General features: G+C 58.7%; 15 protein-coding genes. 2 read left to right on the top strand and 13 right to left on the bottom strand.

Annotation, left to right across the window (positions count from 1 at the left end; all coding sequences use genetic code 11):
* Positions 1–2 precede the first annotated feature (2 nt).
* The 3 genes from ACNJYB_RS10305 to ACNJYB_RS10295 all read right to left on the bottom strand — a co-directional run bounded on the left by ACNJYB_RS10305 (position 3) and on the right by ACNJYB_RS10295 (position 2,919).
* The gene (locus ACNJYB_RS10305) at positions 3–866 is read right to left on the bottom strand and encodes a Kiwa anti-phage protein KwaB-like domain-containing protein (protein WP_439373845.1); all 864 of its coding nucleotides are present in this window, start codon (positions 864–866) and stop codon (positions 3–5) included.
* Positions 863–1,378, bottom strand: coding sequence for a hypothetical protein (locus ACNJYB_RS10300; protein WP_439373844.1), 516 nt, complete (start codon positions 1,376–1,378; stop codon positions 863–865). Before ACNJYB_RS10300 ends, ACNJYB_RS10305 begins: the two co-directional genes overlap by 4 nt.
* A gap of 363 nt (positions 1,379–1,741) precedes the next feature.
* Positions 1,742–2,919 (bottom strand): IS3 family transposase gene (locus ACNJYB_RS10295; protein WP_439368046.1). Its coding sequence is split into 2 segments (ribosomal slippage): positions 1,742–2,622 and positions 2,622–2,919, totalling 1,179 coding nucleotides; the frame shifts between segments, so codons are not numbered across the junction.
* A 313-nt stretch (positions 2,920–3,232) separates the two neighbouring features.
* Between ACNJYB_RS10295 and ACNJYB_RS10290 the strand changes: the two genes are divergently transcribed.
* Complete coding sequence (locus tag ACNJYB_RS10290; RefSeq protein WP_439375818.1) at positions 3,233–3,547, top strand: hypothetical protein; 315 nt, start codon at positions 3,233–3,235, stop codon at positions 3,545–3,547.
* Positions 3,475–3,837, top strand: coding sequence for a restriction endonuclease (locus ACNJYB_RS10285; protein WP_439375522.1), 363 nt, complete (start codon positions 3,475–3,477; stop codon positions 3,835–3,837). Before ACNJYB_RS10290 ends, ACNJYB_RS10285 begins: the two co-directional genes overlap by 73 nt.
* On the opposite strand, the gene tnpC is transcribed toward ACNJYB_RS10285, so the two are convergent.
* The 10 genes from tnpC to ACNJYB_RS10235 form a co-directional block, all read right to left on the bottom strand.
* Entirely contained in the window at positions 3,767–5,302 is a 1,536-nt protein-coding gene (gene tnpC / locus ACNJYB_RS10280; RefSeq protein ID WP_439375521.1) for an IS66 family transposase, read from the bottom strand. The two genes, ACNJYB_RS10285 and tnpC, sit on opposite strands and share 71 nt — an antisense overlap.
* A 94-nt stretch (positions 5,303–5,396) precedes the next feature.
* Positions 5,397–5,744 carry an IS66 family insertion sequence element accessory protein TnpB gene (gene tnpB, locus ACNJYB_RS10275; protein ID WP_050382259.1) on the bottom strand — a complete coding sequence of 116 codons (348 nt, stop codon included), beginning with the start codon at positions 5,742–5,744 and terminating at the stop codon, positions 5,397–5,399.
* On the bottom strand, positions 5,741–6,136 hold the full coding sequence (gene tnpA / locus ACNJYB_RS10270; RefSeq protein WP_173637247.1) for an IS66-like element accessory protein TnpA: 396 nt from the start codon (positions 6,134–6,136) through the stop codon (positions 5,741–5,743). Before tnpA ends, tnpB begins: the two co-directional genes overlap by 4 nt.
* 1,541 nt (positions 6,137–7,677) lie before the next feature.
* Positions 7,678–9,003 carry an IS5 family transposase gene (locus tag ACNJYB_RS10265; RefSeq protein WP_439371789.1) on the bottom strand — a complete coding sequence of 442 codons (1,326 nt, stop codon included), beginning with the start codon at positions 9,001–9,003 and terminating at the stop codon, positions 7,678–7,680.
* Between the two features lie 375 nt (positions 9,004–9,378).
* Positions 9,379–10,551 carry an aminotransferase class V-fold PLP-dependent enzyme gene (locus ACNJYB_RS10260; protein ID WP_439373843.1) on the bottom strand — a complete coding sequence of 391 codons (1,173 nt, stop codon included), beginning with the start codon at positions 10,549–10,551 and terminating at the stop codon, positions 9,379–9,381.
* Positions 10,552–10,664: 113 nt separating this feature from the next.
* Positions 10,665–11,678 (bottom strand): 2OG-Fe(II) oxygenase family protein, encoded by a 1,014-nt coding sequence (locus ACNJYB_RS10255; protein ID WP_439373842.1) that lies wholly within the window; start codon positions 11,676–11,678, stop codon positions 10,665–10,667.
* Positions 11,679–11,691: 13 nt separating this feature from the next.
* Positions 11,692–22,677 (bottom strand): amino acid adenylation domain-containing protein, encoded by a 10,986-nt coding sequence (locus ACNJYB_RS10250; RefSeq protein ID WP_439373841.1) that lies wholly within the window; start codon positions 22,675–22,677, stop codon positions 11,692–11,694.
* A gap of 217 nt (positions 22,678–22,894) precedes the next feature.
* On the bottom strand, positions 22,895–23,806 hold the full coding sequence (locus ACNJYB_RS10245; RefSeq protein ID WP_439373840.1) for a CmcJ/NvfI family oxidoreductase: 912 nt from the start codon (positions 23,804–23,806) through the stop codon (positions 22,895–22,897).
* A 51-nt stretch (positions 23,807–23,857) separates the two neighbouring features.
* On the bottom strand, positions 23,858–24,814 hold the full coding sequence (locus tag ACNJYB_RS10240) for a 2OG-Fe(II) oxygenase family protein (RefSeq protein ID WP_439373839.1): 957 nt from the start codon (positions 24,812–24,814) through the stop codon (positions 23,858–23,860).
* Positions 24,815–24,974: 160 nt separating this feature from the next.
* Positions 24,975–26,360 carry a hypothetical protein gene (locus ACNJYB_RS10235; protein WP_439373838.1) on the bottom strand — a complete coding sequence of 462 codons (1,386 nt, stop codon included), beginning with the start codon at positions 26,358–26,360 and terminating at the stop codon, positions 24,975–24,977.
* Between the last annotated feature and the right edge of the window lie 224 nt (positions 26,361–26,584).

Below are 26,584 nucleotides of genomic sequence, written 5' to 3'. Positions count from 1 at the left end.
AACTACACCGGCCTCTTCGAATTGGACAGATGCGGCGTGCTGGAAAGCACGGATTGAAAGTAATCTTCGTCGAGAAAGCGAAGAAGCTTCTTGAGTTCGGGTTTCATTGTGGGGAGCACCAAGGCAGCTTTATCACCATTGGCCTCGGTTTCGATGTTGATACCGAAAATAAGAGCGGAGGCCTTCGTTGCCTCGAAGTCAATCCTCTCCAGGATGCCGCTTTGCATAATTAGCGCCACCTTCCTCCTCACCCAGTTATCGGAGGCCGCCACGAACGCTGCAGGATCGCTGATCTTGAGCATGTCACTCGCAGCAAATTCACTGAGATCCTCGTCTGTTGCTTCTCTGAAATATTGACTGAGATCAAAGATCTGCCGCGCAGAGTAAAAACTAAAAAAGTACAGCCTCTTTTCTTCTAGAATCGCGGAAAGGCTCATGCCAATCGTCAAGCCGACACCCTCAACCTTCTTGAAAACGTCGGCCGAGTGGAAAATTGAGAAACCCCGATTAGAAATAATCTTACGCTTGTCGAAGTTTTGAATTAGCGCGATCCTCTGGCCGTCCACGTTCTTCCCCGTGAAGAGAGCCTTGATGCCCTCCAATTCGTCTGAAGTGGGCGTGATCTGTGGTATGCTCAGAGGATTCGCAATCGCCCTATGGAGACCGTCTATATCGTCGTAATCGTCGATGAAAAGGCATTCGCCATCATCTGGCTTATACTTCCCATCAAAAGGGATCTGTTCCTCACAAGATGTTCTGAACCTCTTTTCTTGAACTTCGAAGGTCGCGTCCATCTCGAGCTGCACTTCGGCTGTCAGCGGAATACGGACAATTCGTCGATCACTCATCAAGGCGAACAAATTCACTCAGCAATCTCCAAAAGCATTGATCCCGATATTCGTTTGACAGCCTTGACCTGCTGGGGATCAAAAATTTCCCGCCGCGAAATGAGCGTGTAAACCATGCCGTTAGCTGCTTCGGCTTTGTAGAAACGATACCCGATTAACCGCATCAACGGACTTGGTATTGTCGCGTCAGTAAGCCAGAAAATGATCCAAACTACTGCGGCGATTAGCACCATAGCGCTGATCGTAATTTCGGTCGCCCTTGCGAGAAATGGAAAGATGTATGTGACCACAACGCCCAGAAGAAGCACGTCATTCGATTCAATCTTTTTAGCACTGAATGGAAATTCCTCGCCTTTCCACTTAAGAGCCGACAAAATGTAAACGACCAGCAGACAACCTATGAAGCCAGCGAAGATATAGTAGACCGCATCCCAAAACGACACGCCGGCAAACAGGCGAGCGACGCCAACGCTAATCAGCGCCGGCGAAAATGCGGCCACAAAGAGAACTGTCTTGAGAGTGTTCCTCATCCAGTTCCCACCCGAGCCAACAAGAACATAACGTGAATATACGCTAAGTGGCCCTAATTGCAAGGTCTACGCAGCTCGCAGCCGGCACCCATTTCGGGGGCTATGAGGGCGAGACCACGAACGATCCCTAAATGTCTTCACCACCGGGACCGAATGCCAAGTAGGAGCCATTCGCTCTAAGGCGATGCCTTCGATGCTAACCGGGACCGATGAGGACCAAGACCTGTACGCCCGAGAGAGCATAGAGGCGCCTAAGCTGTCCTCGCCCCACGCTCGCGGCTAAGAAGGATCCTGGCCAGCCAACTAATCTGCGAGCCTGACTTAGAACAGATTGATGATCCTCCACCGAAAAAATGGACAGGGTTAAGCTGCTTTTAGCTCCATCTCGATCGGGCTGATAAAGCCGATGGCGGAGTGACGGCGAACTCGATTGTAGAAGCCCTCGATATAGGCAAAGAGATCCCGTGTGGCTTCTGCCCGCGTTTCATAGTGCCGGTGGTGAACGAGCTCCGTCTTGAGCGTGTGAAAGAAGCTCTCCATCGGGGCATTGTCATAGCAGTCGCCCTTGCGGCTCATCGAGGCTCTGAGGCCGGTGGCTTGCATCAGCTTGCGATAATCCGCCGAGGCATATTGAACGCCGCGATCGGAATGGTGGATCAGGCCGGCATTTGGCCGCTGCGCCGCGATTGCCATCCGCAACGCCGCCAGAGGCAGCTCGGCGCGCAAATGATCCGCCATCGCCCAGCCGACGATCTTGCGGCTGTAGAGGTCCATGACCGTGGCCAGATAGAGCCAGCCCTGATCAGTCTGGACATAGGTGATGTCGGCGAGCCAGATGCGGTTCGGCGCGGCGGCGACGAAGTTGCGCTCGAGCAAGTTCGCCGCGATCGGGAAATCGTGACGGCTGTCGGTGGTGCGCACCCGTCGCGGCCTCGCCATGATGGCTCTGATACCGTGACGACGCATCAACCGCTCGATGCGACCACGGCTCGCTCCACGGCCTTGGGCTCTCAGCTCGGCATGGATGCGCGGGCTGCCGTAGCGGCCGTTTGTGTCGCGATGAACCCGCTTGATGTCGTCGACGAGCTCACGGTTGGCAATGGCCTGCTGGCTCTCAGGGCGCGCTCGCCAGGCGTAATATCCAGCAGGCGAGACGCCAAGCACGTCGCACATGATCGTCACTGGATAGTCGGCGCGGCGATCTTCGATGAAGCGAAATCTCATTTCTGAACTCCAGCAAAGATCGCAATGGACTTTTTTAAAATATCGCGCTCCATGCGCAGCCGGTCGTTCTCGCGCTGCAGACGAGCGATCTCCGCCGCGTGGTCCGCCGACGGCAGCGTCGCCTGCGTTGCGGGGCGCCGCGCCGCCGCCGTCGGCTCCAGCCGGGCCCCTCGCTGCTCCACCCACCGCCGTAGCACGGAATCACGCAAGCCAAGTTCCTTGGCAACCGAGCCGATCGAGCGACCGCTAGACGCTACGAGATCAACCGCTTGCCGCTTGTAGTCATCGGTAAACGAGCGACGTTGACGTCCTTCCATCCGACACCTCCTGGCTCTTCGAGCCTACTACGGGTGTCCATCAATTCGGAGGAGGTTCATGAATACCAATCTGGGCGTCACTTAGACTGTACTAGGACGACGGGGGTACAGATGTCAGACGAGCCTGACGATAGTAACACACAGGGAAAAAGAGCGAGGTGGCTTCCGATCACCTTGCAGACTCCCTCCTAGCGGAATGGAAGAGGCAGTTCTTAGAGACCAACTCCACCATCATGCACTTCTCCGGACATGGCGCCCCCACGGGGCTGAATCGTATAGACCTTCGATGAATGCTGAGGAGCGTCGCTCAACGATGCTAAGCGAACTGAACGGCAAATTTGCCGTCACCGATCCACAGCTGGTCACCATAGCGAACTACGATCGCCTCCTCGAAAACCTCATTGAACGCAAGACGCAAAAGGTGGACCTAAGCGTTGCCAGCGTCATGGTGCCGGAGCGTAACGTAGAAGAAGGCACCTTAATCAAGGCCGCGTCCATCGTGTGGACCAGCGTTCTAGAAGAGCTGGAAAGAATGATTGGAAAGACGCGCACAACATTCCCTCGCGCATCTGGGAAGAGATTATTGCCGGCGCTTTCGTCAAGGCTGGTTTCGACGAGGTTGTTCTGACGCCACGTTCCGGCGACCATGGCCGGGACGTCATCGCAATCAAGAACGGCATCGGCAGTATAAAGGTGCTTGACTCGGTAAAAGCCTACAAGCCCGGCAACCTCGTTACGAAGGAAGAAGTGCACGCGCTTATGGGCGTCGTTGCACTCGACCCCAATGCTTCCAAGGGGTACGCATCCGGTCAGCACCCCGGGCAGGCGCGCCGGTCAGCCGTGGCGCTCAGGCGGCAGCCGCTCTGGACTGTTGGGTCGCCTTCCAATTCCACGGGAGCAGGTCGGCGACTTTGTTGACGGGGTGATCTGGAAGCCTGGCCAACACATCCGCGAGCCAAGCTTGCGGATCAACGTCGTTCATCTTGCAGGTTTCGATCAGGGTATAGACGGCGGCGGCGCGATGGCCGCCGGCATCTGAACCGGCGAAGGTCCAATTTCGTCTTCCGACAGCCACACCGCGTAACGCTCGTTCGGCAGCGTTGTTCGAGAGGCAGATGCGACCATCGTCCAGGAAGCGGGTGAACGCCGCCCAACGGTTGAGCAGGTAGTTGATCGCCTTTGCAGTATCGTTGCCTGATGAGAGCAAGGTTCGCTGCTGACGCATCCAGATTTCGAGATCGGCGACGATCGGCCTCGACTTATCACGACGTACCGCAAGCCTCTGTTCCGGCGTTTTGCCGTTGATGGTGCGCTCGATCTCGAACAGGATATCGATGCGTCGCACGGCCTCGCTGGCAATCGGCGCCTCTCCAGATTTCGCCAGGTCGAAGAACTTTCTGCGGCCGTGGCTCCAACAGGCCGCTTCAAGGATCGGAGCTGGCTTCCTTTGGGCCTTGTAGAGCTGGTTATACCCATCGAAGGCATCGGCCTGAATGAGGCCGACATAGCCGGCAAGATGGCTTTGCGGGTGTTCTCCAGCCCGGTTGCGTGAGTAGTAGAACAGGGCCGCCGGCGGATCCGTGCCGCCAAACGGCCGGTCATCGCGAACATAGGTCCAGATCCGGCCGGTAACCGTCTTGAGCTTGGCCAGCACCGGCACCGTCGTATCGTCGGCGTGGATGCGTTCCGCGCTCATGACATGGATCCGGATCGCCTCAATGATGGGATCGAGTGCCACCACGCAGGCGCCGATCCGATCCGCCAGGGTCGAGACGTCGATCTCGATCCCTTCGCGGGCATAGGTCTTGCTCTGTCGGTTCAACGGCTGGTGCAGCAGGAACTTGTTGACCAGCACCATCGCCAGCAGGCTCGGCCCGGCAAAGCCTCGCGGGATCGGATGGGAGGGCGCCGGCGCCTCGGTGATTGCCTCACAATCCCGGCAGGAGAACTTTTCGCGGACATGCTCGATAATCTTCCAGCGCCGCGGCTCACATTCCAGGGTCTTCGATACCACCTCGCCGAGCTTGTGCAGTCGCTCGCTGCCGCACTTGCCACATACGCAAGGAACGGGTTCGACGATGCGTTCGATCGGCAGATTGTCCGGCAACGGACGTCGCGGCGGCCGTGGATTTTGCACGCGCTGCTGTTTGGCGGCTTCCGGCGCTGCGAGCTCGGCCTTGGTTTCCTGCTCAGCCTGGGTCTCTTCAAGATCCTCGATGGCGAGTTCGAGCTGCTCGACCAGCAGCTTGCTGCGCTCAGAAGATTGCCCGAACTGTTCTCGCCGTGCCTTGGCCAGCATCAGCTTCAGCCGCTCGATCTCCAGCCGGCCGACGGTCACCTCGCACTTCGCCAGCGTCAGCTGCTCGCGCTGCGCAATGATCATCGCGTGTGCTGCGGCAAGGTCGGAGGGAAGCGGATCGGCGGGCGTCGTCACGAGGACGAATCAACCATATTCGTCGCAAAAAATCCCGCTCGATTTAACCGGAAGCCTGTGGACGCCAGGTTGCCTGCGGCATCCGCCAATCAATTCCGGAGAGGAGATAGGATAGCTGCGCAACGCTGATCGTCACAACGCCATCCGCCATTGATGGCCACAAAAAGCGGCCTCGCTCCAGCCGCTTCGTGAACAGACACGCGCCTTGGCCATCATGCCAGATGATCTTGATCAGGTCGCCGCGGCGGCCTCTAAAAACATAGAGATCACCGGCATGCGGATCACGCTTCAAACTCTCCTGGACCAGACGCGCGAGGCTCGGGAAGCCGCGGCGCATATCGGTGTGGCCGGTCGCAAGCCACACCCGCACATTACCCGGTATGGCAATCATCGGCGCTCAAGTACCTCGAGGACCCGCGCCAGCGCTTCTGGATCGACGTGCGAGTCCACTCGGATGCGTCGCCGGTTACCGAGGTCGATCTCGATCAATCCAATACGCGCGGCCACTACAGACCGCCCTCGGCTATCACCCGCAGGTAAGAGCTTCGGAGTTTCCTCCGCCTCCGTGGCGGCGATCTGCACCGGCGCAAAAGACGGTGCGACCTGCTCGGATGTCCGCGCTTGACGACGCCAGGTGAACACCAGGCTGGCCGCTACTCCGTTGCGACGTGCAACCGCTGTCACCTTTGCGCCCGGCGCCAACGTCTCCTCGACAATCCGTGCCTTGTCATCCTGCGACCAACGCCGCCGACGCTCCAGCCCGCCCAAAACCTCGACCCGCATCGCCTGATGACCTTAAAGCTAGACTTAAGGTCACACGCTTGGCGAATTACAGCGTGTCAGACAAGACGGCGCCCGCCGGATGCGTACTCCAAGGGTATCCTGACCACGACATCAGACTTCGCACCGCGGCTGTTAGAAGACCCCAGGCTGGCGAAGGCACCTCCTCATAGAATCGAGCTCATGAACGGCGCAGCGCTACGCAAATGGCTGAATGCGCTCAACAAGTCCTGACACCGTTAGCTCAACCCGGCGCGAGACTGCATCTTATTGAGTATGAATCCTCGCAGCTGTACTCGCCTCAACTGCAAACTTGCTATAAACGGGACTCTTCTAGAATCGCCCGAGGTTGGGTGACTCCGAAGCATCAGATCGATCGCGAACTGTCGCGCCTAAACCTCGATGACATCAAAATGCGCGTCTGTGCCAGGGTAACGCAGGTAGCACCCGCGCTCATCATTCCACCGGAAGTACCGAAAGTTCTCATTCACGACAGCACAAACGTCTTCGAGCACTCTTTGCGTCGGTCCCTTCAAGATGCCTTTCCGCTTGAACCGCCGATACAGAAGCGACCATGCTGCCACATAATCGGAGGCTGGCCGCTTGTCCGATGAACCGATTATCATCGCGGGTCGTTTCGCCACGTTGGTGAATGCGCGACTCAGTAGACTTGAAGCACCGCAGCACGCCGACATGACCAGGGCCTGAGGAGGGTCATAGCGGCCCCTGGAATAGTTGCACAAAATCATTTTCCAATCGATCCCTTGTCGGTTGGAGTGGTCGGGATCGTCATCAGTCAGACCGATTCCGTTATCATCGCCATGGCACGAGACGTGGAGCACGTCACAACCGTCTCTAAGGGCCCGCTTAATCGCTGCCTCAAAGTATTCCCGATCGAGCGCCAGCTGTAAGTCGGCGCGTATGCCGAGCGCCTTCAGAATGTGCTGCGCAATCGACCTGTCGCATGTCGATATCCTGGCGATAGCGACACTCGATATCAATCCACCGGGGGCGGCCGTCTTTGGCGTGAACGGTTACGGCTGTATTATCCACGAGATGCACGCAGGCTTGCGGCTACGCCATTTTTTGTTGGGGCGCACTTGCTTGCAGTAATGACGAGGAGCCTCATGACTGACAGCGAACTCTGATGCGGCGAACCTTGATGCGCGTAGGCTTGGCCCTCGCCATGCTTGTACAGAGCCCTCAACAAAGAGTGCATCGAAAGGGGCATGAATCATTCGGATGCTCCATCGTACGATGATTTGCACCGCTTGTGAATGGCTTGCCACAAGCTACGCTTTGGCCTTGCGTTGTGAAACGAGGTAGATGACTCAGGTCGCCTTCTGGCCCACAGCTAACCAGACGTCATGCTCGCCTTGGTCTGCTTTGAGCCGAAAGGTGAAGTGCCCAGCGCGCTGGGGCAGGTAATTTCAAGATCGCGACCTTGCGCCGAAGGTTGTAATCTTTATTGCGTAATGCCCCTCAAGATTGCCACACAAGAACAGATCACTAGTCCCCCGTGAAGAACGCGGCCGAATGGCGTTTCAAGCGATCTTTTGGGCCGGGGCAAGCGCCAGGATGATGGCACGTAAGAGTCCTGCGAGCCATCGCAGCAGCAGTCCGAAGTTGTATCCGGCTGCGGCGAGAACAGCGTTGATGCGGTCACCAGCGCGGCCTTTGAGATAGTTGCGGTCCATGCGGTGCTCGGCCTTGACGTGGCCGATGACAGGCTCGACAGCCGCGCGACGTTTCATCTCGCGCCGGATGGTAGCCGTAACGCGGCGGACCTGACCCGAGATCCAGACCCTGAACCGATGCGGGTGGTTGTGGCCGCGGTACCCTTTGTCGACGTGGATGCGGCGGGCCTCCACGCCGGTGAGCTTCTCCATATCGGTGATCACAGGGCCGAGCGTGTGCCCGTCGAAGGGATTGCCATGCAGCGCCTTGGCATGGAGCACGAACTGCCCGCCCTTCGGAGACGTCACAGGGGTGGCAATACTGACCTTGCACCCGAACTCGTAAGGCGCGCGGGCTTTCCCCTTGCCGATGCACTCGACCTCAGGGGCATGTAACGCATAGACCTTCGGACCGCGCTGATGCTGATCCTGGCTGCGCACCTGCTGCGCTAAACCGAGCAGCGGGCCGAACCGCGCTTCCAGCACCGAATCGCCATCAATCTTGCGGCGGATGTCGCGGATGATCCGGCCAAGCCGTGTCCGCAGAAACTTGAGCTGGCGCCGGGCGCGTTTGAACTGGTGGGCGTGGGTATAGCGGCCGACCATGATGGCGGCGCGCTTGGCCAGGCGCAGATAGCTCTGGCGCAGCGGCACACGGTTGCGCTTGGCGAGCCCGACGAGCTTGATGATGGCCCGATGCATCAGCCGTGCATCGGTCGGATGCGCAACTGCCTTGGGCTGCACTGTGGTATCGACCACCACCCGCTCCAGGTCCTTGGCGCCGATCGCGCCAGTCTTGTGCGCCACCGACAGACTTTCCTGAATTAGCGCGACGAGTTGCTCCTCCCCGAGCCGATGACGCCAGCGTGTCATCGACGATCGATCGAACGGCAGCCGGTGGCAGAAGCTCAATTCGCCGCAGAAGTATTGGTAGTAGGGATTCTCGATCCAGCGGGCGCACAGCACCTCATCCGACAGGTTGTGCATGTGCTTCAGAATGAACAGGCCGGCGACAAGCCGCGTCGGCAGGCCAGGCTGCCCCGACCCCGCCTGGCACACCGAACCAAAGCGCTCATCCAGAAACTTCCAGTCGATCAGCGCCGCCAACCGAACCAGCGGATGACCCATGTCGATGATCTGATCCAGCGCCGGAAGCAGCAGGTCTTTCTGGCGATCATCCCGCGGTTTGCTCATCGCATTCCCCAATGTCGACGACGCCGTCAGGGAATCACGAATCGCTCAAGAGCAAAATCCCAAAACGCAAGAAAGCCAGGTACAACACCCAGCTTTCCTGCAAAATCGAATACTTTACCGAGACAAATTCTGTCTATCTGTCAGGTGGATCTGCATTCTTCACGGTGGACTCACTAGACCAAAAAAAATAATAAAATCAATAATAAGCGGGATTGCTACACCAGTTCAAGCCTGTCCGGCGGCACTACTTATCCGCAGATCGCTGCCACTTTATTTGTTCAAGGCGATCCCGTCCTGATCGGTACTCATGACGATCACGATCACTTCCGCACAGTTTTTGGACGTTACTGACGTTTACGGCCCAATTCGATCGACTCAAATACCTTGAACATGGCCCAACAAGTCTCGGAGCGCGTCCGTCAACCGATCAATATCGGCTTGGTTGTTGAAGAAGTGCGTGGACACCCGGAGAATCAGGTCGTGCGAACGCTCAATCAAAGAGGTTTCGATTGCGAAGCCTTCGAAAAGAGCCTGTCGCAGTGCAGGCGCATCTGTCCCGTCGGGCATTCGAAACGACACTATGGCACCACTTAGTGAGCGGCTGGCGGGAGTAGCGGGCCCAAAGCCGAGCTCTCCGCAAAGCCGATCGCGGACTCGACAGGTAAGCTCGTGCCGTCGAGCCTCAATGTTGCACATTCCGAGGGCGGCATGGAAATCGATTGCAGATGGCAGCGCTAACCAGGGGCAGAGGTCGCGTGTACCCTCGCACTCAAGCCTGCGCAGGGCGGGTGTGCTGCCAAATCGGTCACGCTGGTGCAACGGCGCAGCGGCCAAATCGCCACGATAGCCCCAACTGACTTGCAATGGTTCGAGCCCCACCATCTTGCTGGAGCCAAAATACAGAAACCCGGTGCCCATGGGGCCAAGCAGCCATTTATGACAGCTCCCGGCGTAGAAGTCGCAGTTCATATCCTCAAGCTTCAGATCGATCAGGCCGGGGGCCTGTGCGCCATCGACCACCGTAACGATGCCGCGCTCCCGAGCCGCAATGCACAAGCTACGAGCCGGCATGACGAGTCCGGTTGCCGACAAGATATGACTGATGAAAAGCAGCCGTGTCTGCGGTCCTATTGCGGAGTGTACGGCCTCAAAGACTTCTTCTGCGCTTTCGGGTAGCTCGGGCAGAGTGACGGTCCTGACTGTCAACCCCAATCTGCGCGCGCTGCGTTCCCAGCACCACCTCATGGTTTCATATTCCTGGTCTGTCATCAGGATTTCGCCGGGCGCCTCGAGTGCCAGCGAGGATGCGACGAGATTAATCGCAGTCGTTGCGTTCGTCGTCAGCAGCAAACGATTGGGATCGCCCCCAATGAAGCCGGCCAGACGCTCGCGCGCCTCCCACAAGAGCGAGGGCACGCGGCGCAATTGAAAATCTGCAGGGTCCTCAGCGAGGTAACGGCGGAGCGCTGTCACACGGCTTAAGACCTCGCGCGGCAGCGGCCCGAAAGCAGCGCTATTAAGATATGCCGTGCGCGGATCAATCATCATCCGAGCGCGGACATCGGCCCAGTCAGCGGAGGGAGTCAACCCGCACTCCTGCCGTGATGCACTGCCTTCCGTCGCGCCGCACCCGGACGATGCCGGCTCCGTTGCCGGTCGCATCAAGTCTGACCGTTCGAGACAATCAGGTTGCGAAGTCCCGTCCCCAGATAGCTCCCATAGGTTATCGCCTTCGTGTTGCGTCGCTCGGTCTCGTTGGGCGAAAAGGGTTCGATCGCGTCGTCGTACCCGAGGTTCACGAAGAACGGGATCGAAAGTCGTTCAGCATTGATATAAGCTACCCGGTGGGCTGGAGCCGGGTAATAGTCGTTGGTAATGTAGGACATGTAGGTCCCACAATTGACCAGGAATGCATCAGCCGAGGTCGGAACGTTGCGATATCCCTCCGGCGTGAACGCTTGAAGATTGGGGACAGGCGTCTGATACAGAACCGTGATCAACGACACGTCCTGATGCTGCTCGAAGCTCAGCTTGGTGCCGTCGGCGCCGATTTTGACCGGTGGATAGTTGTCGAGATGAGGGTACCGAATCAGCGAAACCGCGGACAGCGTGTCTTCGAAGCGGAAGTAAGCATCGAAGAAGTTCTCTCGCCTGCCCAGGGCAAGCGCGAAGCCTCGAAGTAGCCGAGCGGAAAGCCCGAAGACGTCGCGATAGTATTGTTCGTAGAAATTTTTCCATCCGTGCCCTTCATTGTCCTCGGGCCAGACGTTGACCTCATGCAATGGCGTCGCCGCCCGGATCCGCGGATGGAAGTTGGTGAATGACGGCGTCAGGTAGCAGAACGACTCGTTCGCCTTCTTTCCCTCGATCGACATGTAGTAGCCGCTCCGGGACCGTGGGCTAGCTGGATTGTAGGCGTGAATGGCCAGACGGAACTTCTCCTGCTCGGATAGCGCGCGATGGAAGCCGCCGGTCACCCTCTCGAGCTCGGCAAGATTAATGCCGTGATTGGCCGCGTAGAAGAAACCGGAGCCCCGGCAGGCCAAATCGATCTGTTGTGCAACCCGCATCTTGGCATCCAGGTCGTCACCCGCCAGCGGACCAATGTCGATGACGGGCGTCGGCAGCTCTTGTGCGGTCGCGGCTGCATCGCGGTGATTCAGAGCTAGGGCCACATTCAATCTCCCGTCATAGTGAAGGAACTACATAGCCATGTTCTGGTCGATGCGCCGGCCGCCGCAGTACCGCCTCGATCCGATCCGCCATCGCACTGACAGTGTGTCGATCGTTGACCCACGAAAAGTGGGTTTGGCCAGGCAATTTGACGGTCGAAAAGGCGGCCGACCCGACCAACACGTCAAGATTGTTGGCGTCCGAGCGAGCATAATAGTCGAACAGCGCACTCCACGGACTGTCATCGCGATGACTGTCAGGATGGGTCGCCTTGAACAACAGAATCTCCTGCGTGCGTCGACATAAGCGCTGCAGATCCTCCGACGCCGGGCGATAGCGTTGATAGATCGGATCGAGGCCAAGAGCTTCACCCTGCAGGTCGAGGTCAGCCAGCGCCTTTGACACGTCGAAGAAGGGATCGATCAGGATCAGGCTCGAGATGCTTTCTCCGGCGCGCGTAAGCTGGACCGCCATCTCGACCGCTAGCACCCCTCCAAAGCTCCAGCCGCACAGATGATAGGGGCCGGCACGCTGGATGCTCCGAATCTGATCGATGTAGTATCGTGCAAGCGCCTCGAAGGACGACATGGGCCGAGCCCGGTGAACGTTGTTGAACAGCACCATGCTGGTAGAGGCCAGGTGCTTGCCAAGATTACCCAGATAGCTCTCGGCGCCTCCCTCGCCCGGCGGCAGGACGAAAAGTCTTGGACCCAGCTTCATTTCGTTCGCGAGAACGTAGGGTTCATATCCGTCGATCGGTGATGCCGGCATCCGCGCCACCTGCGAAAAGAGGGTAGGCCCGGGCCGTTGTCGCGATACGACGAGCTTGAGCTGCCGCTCGAACTCCGCTGCGAGGCGGCGCGTGACTGCCAGGGGCGATCGACTGTCGATATCGACAATCAAACTGCCATCCACGCACTGGATGGTGACATCAAGCAGCGAGTCGGTCGCATCTGTCGAGCGGCTGGTCCCGCACATGGCGGGATCCAATAGCCACCCCTCTTTGGGGTAACGGCAGTCTGCGACGATGCCGAGATAATTGAGGCTGACCGGCGGAAGGGGAGCTACGGCACTTCCATACCGACCGCGCAATGCCCCGTATCCGATGCCGTTATAGGGCGCCCGCGCCCTGCTCGCCTTCGCCGCTGCGATACTGCGTTCGATGTCGTTATGAGACTCGATTTCGATCGGGTACATGGTCGTGAACCAGCCCACACTATCGCTCACGTCCGGGGCGCCGTCGAATGCTTCGCGCCCGTGTCCTTCAACCGTCATTTGATTGATCGCCCGGCCCGTCACGGCGCGCAAGGCCAAGCCCAGGACCGTCGTCAGCAGATCGATGATCGAAACCTCGAATGCGGCAGGACAAACGACCAGCAGCTCATGGGTCTGCGACTCGCTCAGCCTGAAACGTCCGTGGTTTGCTGCGGACGGTCTGGCGGACGAGCCAAGTTCGGTGGCCCGGGCAGCCTCGATCCTTGCCGCAATCTCCGCCCAATAGATGCGCTCTTCAGCTGAACCGACGTAGTCACGCACCGACTCCGCCCATTGCCGATAGCTCGTACGTGACGGGCCCAGGTAGCCGCCATTGTACAGGATCTCGAGATCTTGTGTCAGGACGTGCCAGCTGACGACGTCCACGATCAGGTGATGCACCGAGAGCCAGATTCGGGCGGAGCCGTCCTCGAAACCGTGAAGGTAGACCGTGCGATAGAGCGGGCCATGCTCCAGATCGAAACCCCCGTCGCTGTCCGCGAGGCAGGAGTCGATCTGCTCTCGGCACATTCCGCGCACATCCATTTCCTTTATCGGCGCGACCGCGACAAGCTCGGTGTAGAATTGCTCGATTGCCCCCTCGTCGCCTCGACGAAAACGCAGGCGGAATGCGTCATGATAGCCGACGAGCTTGCCAACAGCCGTTTGTAGCCGCTCGATGTGAAGCGCGGGCGTTTTGATGGCGAAATGCTGGTTCCAATGTCTATGGGAGGCAAGCGGCTTCGCAAAAAACCATTGCTGGATCGGGAGCAAGGGACAGGAACCGGTCGACGGTGCCGACGTCGTGGCGTTCGGGGTCGCCGTCGCTGCATCGCCAAGCGCATTTTGAGCATAGGCACGGATCGTTGGATAGTCAAAGAGCGATTTGACGCTCAGCTTGAGTCCAAGCATGCGCTGCATTCTTGCGGTCAACTGAAGTGCTGCAATACTGTCGCCGCCACAACGGAAGAAATCGTCGTCGATGCCGATCTCGGAGTGTGGCAGCAACGCGGTCCACAAGCGGAGCAAACGAGCTTCGGTCCCATTGCGTGGACGCGCTCTCAAGGCCTTCGCGTTGACGGGCTCCGGGTCAGGCAGGCCTCGGCTGTCCAGCTTACCGTTGATCGTCAGCGGAAGCGCTCCGTCGAGCCGGACAAGCGCGCCCGGCACCATCCCGCGCAGCAACCTACTCTGCAAAAAGCCAACGATCTCGTTTTCGTCAAGCGGGTCGTCATTCTCGCTCACGTAGTAGCCAATTAGCCGGCCGTCGCGCGCGATGACGGCGCTTTGCCTGATGCCTGGAAAGGATGCCAGGACGGCAGCTACTTCGCTCAGTTCGATCCGCACGCCCCGGATCTTCACTTGTGAGTCGTTCCTCCCAAGATACTCAAGGGCGCCATTTGGATGCCACCGCACCAGATCTCCGGTACGATACAGCACCTCGTATGCGCGCGCATTCTGGTCATCCTCGGTCGGCAATATGTTGGCCAGAAACCGCTCTCGTGAGAGTTCAGGCCTGTTGTGATACCCCCTGGCGACGCATGGGCCAGCAATGCACAGCTCCCCGAGAGCGCTTAGCGGCACGGGTCGCAGATCACGGTTGAGAATACAAACCCGCGCATTCGCGAGAGGCTGGCCGAGATCATTTCGATACGGCTCGCCCGGCGGAAAGACCCGTACGAGATTGTACACCGTCGTTTCGGTTGTTCCGTAAGCGTTGAACAGCACGCCGGAATACTCACGCCTGATCTTGTCGAAGTGCTGCGGATGGAACGCTTCGCCCGCGACGAGCACGTGACGCAAATATCGAAAGCGCGACAGGTCCATTTGCTCGACCTGCGTTGGTGTCCCGCTCAGGAAGCTGATCCGATGCCGATTGACCTCGTCATAGAACGTGTCGGAGAACACCGACGCCGCGACAATGATCAACCTGTTGCCGCTCAGAATGGAAAGCGCCAACTGCTCAATAGAGAAGTCGAACGCATAGTTCGAAGTCAGGAGCACGGCCTCCTGTGCGGATGGATTTCTCGCCTGATACATCGATGCGATCTGATCACCGAATATGGCGACGCCGCGATGTTCGACGAGGACGGCCTTGGGCTGTCCGGTGGTTCCGGAGGTGTAGATGGCGTAGGCAAGATTGGTGGGCGATGCCAGTGTTTCCGGGTTGAGCGCGGATGCGACATCGAGCGCCAACCGATCGACTTCAAGCACGATCCGGCCTGCGGCTCCCTCCAGCGCGCGGAGGCGGTCGCCATATTGAGAGTCGACGAGCACGAGCCGCGCGTCGGTGTCCTCGAGCATGAATGATATGCGGGCGTCGGGCGAGCCCGGATCGATCGGAACATAGGCCGCGCCGGCCTTCCAAACCGCCAGAATCGTCGCGACCATCCGTTCACTCTTGTCCATGACCAGAGCGACGAGATCGTCCGGACGAAGCGGTACGGTGGCGAACAGGGTGTGTGCGATGCGGTTCGCGGTCTCGTTGAGCTCCCTGTAGGTCCACGCAACATCGCCGCAGGCCACCGCGGGCTCACCGGCCCAGCGTGCCGCGACCTCCTCGAAGACGCCGTGCAGTGTTCGGGGGCTACCGAATTGTATTTGCGAAGACGAAGAAACCGGCCGTCGTTCACCAGAGCAAAGGTCGGAGATCGCGAGTTGCGCTTTCGCGTCTGAATAGCCGGCAAGCTGGACCAGTATCCTGTTGAACGAGGCGGCAACGCTTACGATCGTCTCCACTTCGAACAGAGACGAAGCATACTCAAGATCGACAGTCATGCCGCCGGCATACTCGGTCACTGTCGCCGAAACATCGAATTTGGCCCATGTCTTTCGCTCGGACCGCGGCATGTATGCTTGCAGGGACGCCTGGTCCGATCTCGTTGGAGGTTCGGGATCGTCAGTCACCAGTCCAAAGACGGCCTGCACAACGGGATGACGGCTGGGATCTTTCTCCGTGTTGAGTGCTTGCACGAGCAATTCAAAGGGCAGCTCCTGGTGCGCCATCGCCCTGACGACGACGTCCGCGACCTTCCGGAGATAGGTCGCCAAGCTCGACTCGCCCTCGACCTGTATCCGCAGCACGAGGAGGTTCGCAAAAAACCCGATAACCTTGTCGAACGCCGGATCGATCCGGTTGGCGGACGGGGTTCCGACAACAATGTCGTTCTGCCCAGAAAAGACTCTGAGCACCAGGACAAAGGCACCTAACAGCAGGCTGTAGAAGCTCACGCGCGTGGCTCTGGCGAGCGCCCTGAGCCGCTGCGTGACCTCCGGATCGATATCGAACGTGTGTTGCCCACCGGCGTAGTCCAACTTGCCTGGCCGCGGTCGATCCATGGGAAGATTGAGCGGCTCATGATCAGCCAACGTAGCGAGCCAGAATTGGCGCAGCTCGACCAGCCTTTGCCCAACCAGCCGCTGCCTCTGCCACAGCGCGAAGTCGACATAGGATCGCGCCGGCTGGCCGATCTCGGCCGCGTCTCCTTGGGCGCAGAGCACCGAAAACTCGCGTCGAAATATCTGCCAGGACCTTCCGTCAAAGCAGGTGTGATGGGCAACGATGCTGACGTAGATGCTTGCGTCTCTTCCCGCCAGCTTGAACAGTCCGGCCCGAATGGGCAGCTCGGTTTCCAGGCGGAACACATGCGCAGCCTCTCCAGCCATGAGCGCGTCGAGTTCTCCCGGGCTGCGCGCAACTGTTGAAGTCAGCGAAAACCTCTCAATCGCCTCGCTCGCGGAAAGGACGTGTTGCAATCGTACACCGTTGCGCTCGCCTCGGAGCAGCGTCCGGAGCGCGGAATGTCTCTGTAACAGAGCCTTGAGTGCCACGACGATCGATTGGGGCGAGGTGGTGCCCGTGAGGGCAACTTCCAATGCCATCGCGATGTTGTACGCGGGCATACCACCTTCGAACTCGTCAATGAAGAGGAGCCGCTCCTGGGCGAAGGAGACCAACGGATCACCACCCTCCGTCGCATCAACGTTGTCTATGCTCTCGCCGGCTCTCCAGGGAACCGTTGCATGCTGCCTCAAGTACTCCGCTTGGGCGTGAATTGAGCTGTTCTCGAACACAGAGGCAATGTCGATCTTGCGCGAAAAATCCGTCGAAATGGATTGAGCCAGCATGATCGCCCGTAGACTGTCACCGCCGAGCCCGAAGAAATCGTCATGTTTGCCGATGCGTTCGGACGGCACGGCCAGAACGCGCGACCAGATCAGGCATAGTTGTGCTTCGAGGTCGTCCGAGGGCGGCTCATAGTGTTCGCGGCCTTTAGCAGCTGGTTCGACGACCGGCAAACGCCGGAGGTCAAGCTTGCCGTTGATCGTTAGTGGCATTTCGTCGACGCGCTGAATCCAAGTAGGGACGATGGCCCGCGGCAGTTTCGATCGCATCCATGTCTCGATCGCCCCGCGCTCGATCGGGACATCGCTCACATAGTAGGCGACCAGATGCTTCTCGCCGGAGCCGGCATCGTCGCGCGCGGCCACCGCCGCCCGTGTCACGCCCGGAAAGTGCGACAACACGGCTTCGATCTCGCCGAGTTCCACGCGGTGACCCGAGATCTTGACCTGAGTATCGTTGCGTCCGAGAAATTCAAGTTCGCCGTTCGGCAGCCAGCGGGCGAGATCGCCCGTACGGTATAGGCGAGCGTTGGCGCCCGTCGATCGTTGCTCGTCCGTCTGAAACGGATTCGGAATGAACCGGTCTCTGGTCAGAGACTCGCGATTGAGATAGCCCCTCGCAACACCTTCGCCCCCTATTTGAAGCTCACCAATGCCACCGATCGGCAGGCGCTTCCCGTCACGGCTAACCACGTAGCAGGTAGCGTTCGCGACCGGGTAGCCGATGCTCTTGTCGCGACGCGGTTCGTCGTTGGCATACAGCCTCTTGTGGCTGGTGATCGATATCTCGGTCGGGCCGTATCCATTGATTATCAGTCCCTCGAACGTGCTGCGGATCTTGTTGAACTTGGGTATCGTAAAGTCTTCGCCTATCGCGTCGATACGGCGTAGGGAGGGTATTGTCGAATATTGATAAAGCGACAAGACCGAGGGCGTACCCGACAGGTAGGTCACCTGCTGATCGTTCATGAAACGATAGAGCCGCGCCGGATCAGTCCGCATGGTATCGTCGAGAACCACGAGCTTCTGCCCGCTGAGCAGCGCGTCCGTCATCTGCTCGACAAAGTGGTCGAAAACATAATTTGAAAACGAAAGGATCGACTCCCGGCCCTTGTGCCTCGCAAGGTCAAAGATTCGCTCAAGCGAGCTGTGGAGGTTTACGACGCCGCGATGTTCGACGAGGACGGCCTTGGGCTGTCCGGTGGTTCCGGAGGTGTAGATGGCGTAGGCAAGATTGGTGGGCGATGCCAGTGTTTCCGGGTTGAGCGCGGATGCGACATCGAGCGCCAACCGATCGACTTCAAGCACGATCCGGCCTGCGGCTCCCTCCAGCGCGCGGAGGCGGTCGCCATATTGAGAGTCGACGAGCACGAGCCGCGCGTCGGTGTCCTCGAGCATGAATGATATGCGGGCGTCGGGCGAGCCCGGATCGATCGGAACATAGGCCGCGCCGGCCTTCCAAACCGCCAGAATCGTCGCGACCATCCGTTCACTCTTGTCCATGACCAGAGCGACGAGATCGTCCGGACGAAGCGGTACGGTGGCGAACAGGGTGTGTGCGATGCGGTTCGCGGTCTCGTTGAGCTCCCTGTAGGTCCACGCAACATCGCCGCAGGCCACCGCGGGCTCACCGGCCCAGCGTGCCGCGACCTCCTCGAAGACGCCGTGCAGCGTGAGATGTCTCGGAAAGGCGCCTTCCGTATGGTTCCATGCATCGAGACTGGCCTGTTCCGCAGCGGACAGATATTCGAGGTCCGAGACGGCTGTCGCAAATCCTCTCCCGATTTGATCAAAGAGAACCTCGGCTGTGCCTAGCAACCTGTCGATGGCGTCGTCTTCGAAGAGTTCTCCCGCAAACCATAGGCTGATTGTCAGCTCGCCAGCTTCCTCCCGGGCGACAACTGCCATAGGGTAGTCGACCTTGTCCGAATCGTACTCGTGTTGAAAGCGAAGCACATCGTCGTGCTGTTTCGCCTCTGCCTCAGTCAGGAGTCTCGGATAGCTCTCGAGAACCAGCAGGGTATCGAACATGCCGTGCTTAAGCCGACTGTCCTGAAGTTCGCCAAGCTCCACGGTGGTCCGGCTGTTCATCTCGTTGACGAGTTGCTGAATTTCGCTGACCGCCGCGGCGACGCTGGTCGTCGCCAGCGCCTGGTGATCGACGATCAGAGGCAGTGTGTTGATGTAGAGCCCCACGGAGGCCTCGATCTCGTCAATCGGGAGCCCGCGCCCGGAGACGATGGTCCCGACCACGGTGGTCTGCGCGGCACCGAAGGCGTGGAGGGTGCGATGCCAGACAAATTGCAGCACGGAATGCAGTGTCACCTGGTGCGCGACACACTGGCGCTTCAGCGCGAGTGTGCGTCGGCCGTCCAGCTTGAGCTTTCTGCAGCGATGCTGGAGCACCCTGTCATAGTCAACCAGATTGACCTTGTAGCGACTTGCAGAGCTGAGAAGGCCGCCAAGGTCTCCGCGATCAACGACGCGCTCGAACTGCCGATTCCAGTACTCCAGTTGATCCTTACGGTGGGCTCCCCAATGCCGCTGGGCCGAGACGTATGCGGTGTCGACCGATAGGGCTAGCTGCTCCCCTTTGACGAGCTGAAGATAGATGCGATGCACTTCGTCGTGAAGAATTTGAAGGCTCCAGCCATCTATGATGATGTGGTGGCAGCTGAACAACAGAGCGAACAGGTCGGCGCGCTGCCGAACCAAGTAAACGCGGAACAAGGAACCTTTCGTGAGCAGGTAGGGTTCGGACCGGTCGGTCTGCTGCAGCTGCCTGATTCGCGCATCCTGGCTCGCCGAATCCGCAAGTCCGCTCAGATCCAGGAAGCGCCAATTGAGAGGCTGAGAAGGGTCGATGATCTGGAGTGGCTCATCCCGCCACTCGAACCGCGACCTCAGACCGGGATATTTCGACTGCGCATGCAGCCATGCCTGTTTCAACAAATCGGGCTTCAGAGCTGACTGGTATCGATAGACTGATTGTACGACATAGGCGTCGTCAAGACCTCCGCTCTTCAGGGCATGGTACATGAGACCTTGTTGAAGGCCGTTGGCACGGAGCGTCATCGGTTCGGTCGCGACCGGATCCGATGGCAAGAGGTTGGGGCGAGGCGCCTCTCGACCCGCTTGCCGCAGGTACGCCGCCATGGTTCCAAGTTGGCTGTGGCGAAAGACCTGTTGAACGTTGATCTGAACGCGCAGCTGCTGCCATATCTTGGCAATGAGCCGGATGCAGGCGATGCTTTGACCACCAAGGAGAAAGAAGTCATCATCGTCAGTCAATTGTGCTTGGGGTACGCCGAGCAGGACACTCCAGATCGTGCGCAGAACTTGCGCGGTTTTGTCGATCGGTTCGGCTAGCTCCTCCGCCCGATCCTTACGGTCATCGTCTACTGGCGGCAGCGCGCGCCGGTCGATCTTGCCATTTATGTTGGTCGGGAAGCTCCGCAGCCTGATCATTCGCCTGGGCACCATGGCCTTGATCAGGCGCGCAGTGAGATGAGCGCGGAGCGCCGCTTCGGAAACCTCGCGGTCTGGTTCCGCGACGAAATAGGCAACCAGATATCTCTCGTCGCCGCTCTCGCGCGGCACAACGACGCATTGGCGGATACCTGAATATTCCAACACGCGTGCTTCGATCTCGCCGGGCTCGATCCGAACACCGTTCAATTTCAGCTGAAAGTCACGACGGCCGAGAAACTCGATCTCGCCGCCGGGCAGGTAACGTGCCAAATCGCCGGTGCGATAGATAAGGTCGTTCACCCCGCGTTGTCTCTCCGCGTCCGTCCGGTACGGATTTTCGAAGAAGCTCTGCGCTGTCAGATCATCGCGGTTCAGATATCCGCGCGCGATGCCTTCTCCTCCGACGAACAGCTCCCCGACCGCGCCGGGCGGCACCTGCTTGCGCTCCGATGTGAGGATATAGCATTTCACATTGCGGAGCGGCCGACCGATGCTGCGATCCCGGCGTTCTGCAACCTCTCCCGGAAATTCCTTTATAGCGGTGACGAAGGCCGTTTCAGTAAACGAATATTCGTTGATAACGTGGCCAGCAAACCCTCTCCGCAATGCACGTAGGCCTGATGCCGTCAGCTCCTCTCCGACCAGCAGGATCTTTCGCAACGTGGAACAGCAGCTCAAGTCATAGTGCTGGAGGACAGAACCCGTCCCGTTGAGATAGGTTATCCGGTTCTGCTGCAGGAATCGAGGCAGGCAAATCGGATCGAGCCTGACCTCATCCGGGACGACGACCAGCGTATGCGAGTTGATGAGGGCAATCAGCATCTGCCGCACGAACGGCTCGAAAACATAAGCCGCGAACAGCGCGATCCGCTCTTCTGCCGAATGCTCGATGCCGTACCGCGTTGACAGATCGGTGATGCTGTTCACCACACTGCGATGGCGTTTTGCGACGCCCTTCGGCACTCCCGTCGTGCCGGAGGTATAGGCTACATAAGCGATGTCTCCGGCGGCATCTGCCGGAACTGTCCTGAGAGGCCGCTCCGTCGCCGCGGCGTCGTCCAGAACGTCCTCGATCGCATCGATGGGCAGATGCAGGGCCTGTCCCTGCAGCAGGGAACGAAGCTTGCCTACATGGTGCCGGTTGGTCAGGACACGCACCGCTTTCGTATCGCGCAGCGTGAACCCTATTCTGTCAGCCGGATACTGTGGGTCCATCGGCACAAAGCCAGCGCCGGCCTTCCAGATTCCCAGCTCGGATATAACGGTAAGTTCGGATTTGTCCAAAAACAGCGCGATCAGCGCGTTCGACCGGTTGTCGAGCCGACTGAGAAGCCATCCGGCGAAGTGATCACAGCGTTCGTTCAGTTCACTGTAGCTAAACCGCTTATCACCGTAGATCAGCGCCTCTTTTGCAGGCGAGCGCCGGACAGCTTCCTCGAAAAGCTCCTCGAGCCGTTTGCCTTCGGGGAAATCGCCGTCAGTATTATTCCACTGCGCTAATTGCTGCCTTTGCGCATCACTGAGCAGTTCGACGTCGGCAAGGCATCTTGTCGGATCTAAGACGGACTGGCGGACAAACGACTGGAGAACGTCTGCGAAGCCCTCGACTGCGCGTCGTTCGATGGCCTGGGGCGCATAGTTAACCACGAGCTCGAGCCACCCTTCGGAGGGGCAATCCCGGGCCACGACGCTCAACGGAAACTGCTGCAGATCTGGTAACTCGCTCGCTGTCTCCGCCACGATCAGAATTGTATCGAACAGGCCCCGTCCCAATAGCCCGGCGTGATCCGCGCAGCCTTCTCGCGCCAAGTCACCTTCGATCTCTTCGATGGCGTCGAGGCAGGAGAGACGCCCCTGCTCATCGTGGTCGAGCATCGAAGGCAAGACGCGGAACCCGTGCCACAATCCGCCCGGTGTCGCCTCCGCGCAAGCAACTGCAGTCACCGTGCCGTCGCCGTAAGCTCTCAACGCGGCGTGCAAACCGACAAGCAGGAGTGCACGAACGGTCCGTGAAGCGCCCCCGTTTACAAAGAGATCGATGACCCCGTAGGCGCGACCCTCAATGCGATGAGCGTGCCGCGCTATCATGGCTTCGGAGATGCCCTGGTCGCGCAGCGGAAAACTGTGCCGCTGACTATCCTTGAGCAACACGTCCAGATCACAACGAGAGTTGCCCTGACTTTCGAGACGATGCCGCCACCTGTCACTTACTGCAGGAGGCGGGGACCCTCGGCTTGGCTGATCGAGATTGGCCAACGAGACTGATCTATCTAAACTCCCGAGCACTTCAGACATATTCAAATCCAAGCCAAGTCGTCAGATCTGGAGCCAAGTGCCCTCACAACCCTGAAGCTGCCTGGCCTCGCAATCAGGCATAGAAAACCAATGCGCGCACCTCGATTGAACTTCGAAGGTGCCCCTTTGTCGGACCGTATGGATCGAGGAAAGCGGAGTGCGGACACAAGCCCGCCACTTCGATCAGTTCACCTTCCAACTCTGGCGGTATTGCGCCATCGGCTTTCAGGGCGAGAGAGCTGCTCGCACTGTCGTAGCATTTGAAAACAATCGTCTCATCCGGAGTGAGTGCGCTCCAATGACACCAACGATGTTCCGGGCGATGCTTAAGGGAATAGCCTTCGCGATCTTGGACCCAGCGCTCGTGCATCCACTCCGGAAGGACCCTGCGTGTAGTTACCAGATCGACCTCAGGATCCAGGGACCGATAATCACAGAGCGCAAGTGGGTAGTTTCTGACCGGCTCGAGCAGAGGACGCCACGCATTGAGGATCTGAAAGCGTCGAAACACTCGATTTGGGCCGCCGTGGTGTCCGAGCCGCGCCCATGCACTGCGCGGATTTTGATCAACGTGGACTCGCATGTACGGGCCGACAAAGGGGCTATCGATCATCTTGACCGGCTCTTCCGTGTCCTTGTGCCGCACCACGGTGTCAAAGAGCACCACGTCGTCAGCGTTCAGGAGGCGCCTCAACGCGCCCACTATCTCGTGCTGGTATTCTTCTATCGTGGGCGAAACGTGATCGATCAGCCCCCGTTGATCCACTCGAGTGGGAAACAAGTGCTTTTCGAATCCCCAGCCATCGAGTGTCGGCTGATCATCGGCAGTCCGCAGATCAAGAACGCCCACGTTGACTTCAACACTAAGTCGGAAGTTACACAAAACCGTCGGAGGCTGCGTCGCGGCATCGCATTCCCAATTGTCTTCCCGACCGCCAGGAGCGAGCGGAGCCGAGTAATACAGGGTCGTCGGTGTCGTCTCCATTTTCGCTCCGTGAGATGCTGCCTCGATGATCACGTCAGCACGATGATCTCCTCACGCCTGGAGCGACGTGCGTTGTTGATCACTTGTATGCATCGCAACATAGTTGACCCCAATCCAGTCTGCGAACGTCGCGTTCTCAATCGGAAGCGACACGTCGAGGCCGTATTGTCGCGCTTTTGCGACGGAGAACGCAAATGAGGGCTTCGGGCGCAAGAAGAAGACGCTCGACGTGCGCTCGCTTCCCGCTTGCATGCACGCTGGCGGAGCAGCGACATGGTGGCGTGGCGCTTGTACCGCGCCTTGCGTGACAATGCGCGCGACGGCTCCACACATGACCAGCATGGAGCCGGGCACAGTTGGAAGCTCGATGGACCTGCCACCAATGTCAGCCTGGAGGCTCACGAAACCGTTGGCGCAGGGGGTCTGGTGAATCAACGTGACGATCGAAAGATCGTAGTGCGAGGCCATCCGCAGCGGCAGTCGCTCGGCAACACGATGACTCGGCACTTCTGGAAAATAACGAAATCGTAGGACTGGATCGCAATCCAGCAGATCTTCAAGATCGTAGTCCTTGTTTGTGCCCGGAGATCGAATGACGGCGCGCGCCGTCTCCCTCGCTACCTGGTAAAGCTGGGAGAAATAGCGCGACCATATCTCCTCGAATGCCTTCGAAGGAAAGAGGTTATCCGAAACACCCATTGAATAGCACATGGAATAGTCTGAATAGGTCCCTGTATTGGTTACAGTTGCCGTACTTTCGGACTCGAGCTCGGAATACCCCCGACGAATCGACTTGTTCTTCGTCATGAGCTCCCGCCGTTGCTCCGGGGTACTCTGCTTGAAGAGCGCCATTGCCGCTTCGCGCGCGGGTCGATGGTCTTCATCGGATAGATCGCAATCGGTCAAATAGAAAAGGCCGAACTCTCTCACGCACCGCGCAAGATCACCCGAGTCACTCCGCATCGACAGTGCCTTCAGGCTAAACTCAGGTATTCTGACTTTGCTCATTCTTCCTCTCCGGGAGGGAACGACTTCCATCAGGGCAGCGCGCAACGTTTAGCGCCCAGCAACGCGAACATTCCGATGAGCCATCTTACGTACGACCAAATCGCCCCTCAACATTGCGACAGCAGTCTCACTGCCGCCTATCGCACACCACCTGCCTGCCTCATGCATCACTCCAAACGCCCCCAGAATGCGCCTGGGCTATAAGATCGCTCTCTTCGAGATCGTCGCACGCACCCACTACAAACGAAACACGCTGACTTCGAAGCGCCTCTTCCAATGACGGATTCCTCTTGAGGATATCGGAATAGACATTTGAAAGCACCTCCGAGCGACGCGAGTCTGACACATTGCTCGAAAGCGCCAGCTCAACCTTTACGCCCAAACCTGACGCCCCCTTGCTCCAGCGCGTCCGGTACTTGGGGTGCCCGATGGCATAGGGGTCTTGGATTTGACCAACGCCGGCAAACCTGGGCGTACGCGCTATTTCCGAGACCTCGTCTACAGCCTCGAGGACAGACGCTGGAGTGATGAGCCATCGATCCGTGTCGGGCTCGGGTACCCCGTATCGCGCACGCCCAAGGGGCTTGATTGCTGTCGTATCTGGACGGCAGGACAGCTCATGAGTGACCTCAACGAGATCTCCCGTCAGATATCTGACGAGCGGCTGAGCCTCCTGGAAGGGATATAGAGCTGTCAAGGCGAGAAGGCCCATGCCCGTGGAAAGGACCTGCCCACTGTGGGCACCAATGACTTCAGGGACCACAAACGGTTCGAAGTGATACCACCCACAATTCAGACACTGGCTGGCTCCGCCAAACACTTCGCTGATACCAAAACGATCGACAACCGGCGCACCCCATGTATCTTCAAGTCTTCGGCGCCAAGCAGCGGTAAGATATTGCGAGTAGGATACAACGAGACGCAACGCAGTCTGAGGGAAGCCATTCGGGAACCTCTGCATCGTGTCGAGGGTGAACGCGCGTAAGCACCGCTCAAGGCCTGCCAATACCGAACAACGAGGCTCCACGTTCTCGTCATTGTGACATCGCAGAAGCGTTGCCCTCCCATACTCGAAACTGCCCGCGTCGTAGACGCTTACGCGATGATAATGGATCGAGGCTGGAACTCCGATGAGATGACCGTGATACGGGTTCTTGAACTCCAACCCGCGCAGACAGCGCGGAGCCGGGCGCTCTCGCAATTGTCGTGTAAAGAAGTCACGAATGAATTCTTGCTCGCGATCGCTCCGGACTGTGATCAGAGGATTTCCAGTTGTCCCCGTCGTAAAGACATCGTTACAGACCACGCCCGCCCGGTTCTGCGCTGCTTCACCCGCCGAACGGATATGTTCCTTTCCGACAGTCGGCAGTTCAGCGAGAGTGGCGCGGCTAATATTCTCCAGGTTGTAGCCGGACCAGTGCTCGCGAAAGAAGGTCGTCTTGAGTGCGTTGGCTATGGTTTCCGGAAGAAGCTCGTCATGAAACGCATGCAATGCGTCAATCGACTCGCGCTGAGAAGGATGAAGCCGTTCCGTACCGACTGACATACACTGCACGCCGCTTGCTGGGAAACAGCCTGGAAGTTACTAGAGTTTTCTTTTGGAATACCCACTACAGAAACGGCGCCATCAATCGCGTTAAAACAGAACAAAAATGACGCAACTAACCGCGCATATAACAGGCCTTCGTCAGCCCAAAGGCTTGCCAGGGAATCGGCTGGCATGCTCAACGACAGAATAAGAATGCACCCGACTGCCGCGCACTCAATGAA

The organism is Bradyrhizobium sp. SMVTL-02, from assembly GCF_051853005.1.
GTDB lineage: Bacteria > Pseudomonadota > Alphaproteobacteria > Rhizobiales > Xanthobacteraceae > Bradyrhizobium.
The sequence above is the reverse complement of the archived record's forward strand: the minus strand, read 5'-3'. Positions and strand labels throughout refer to the sequence as shown.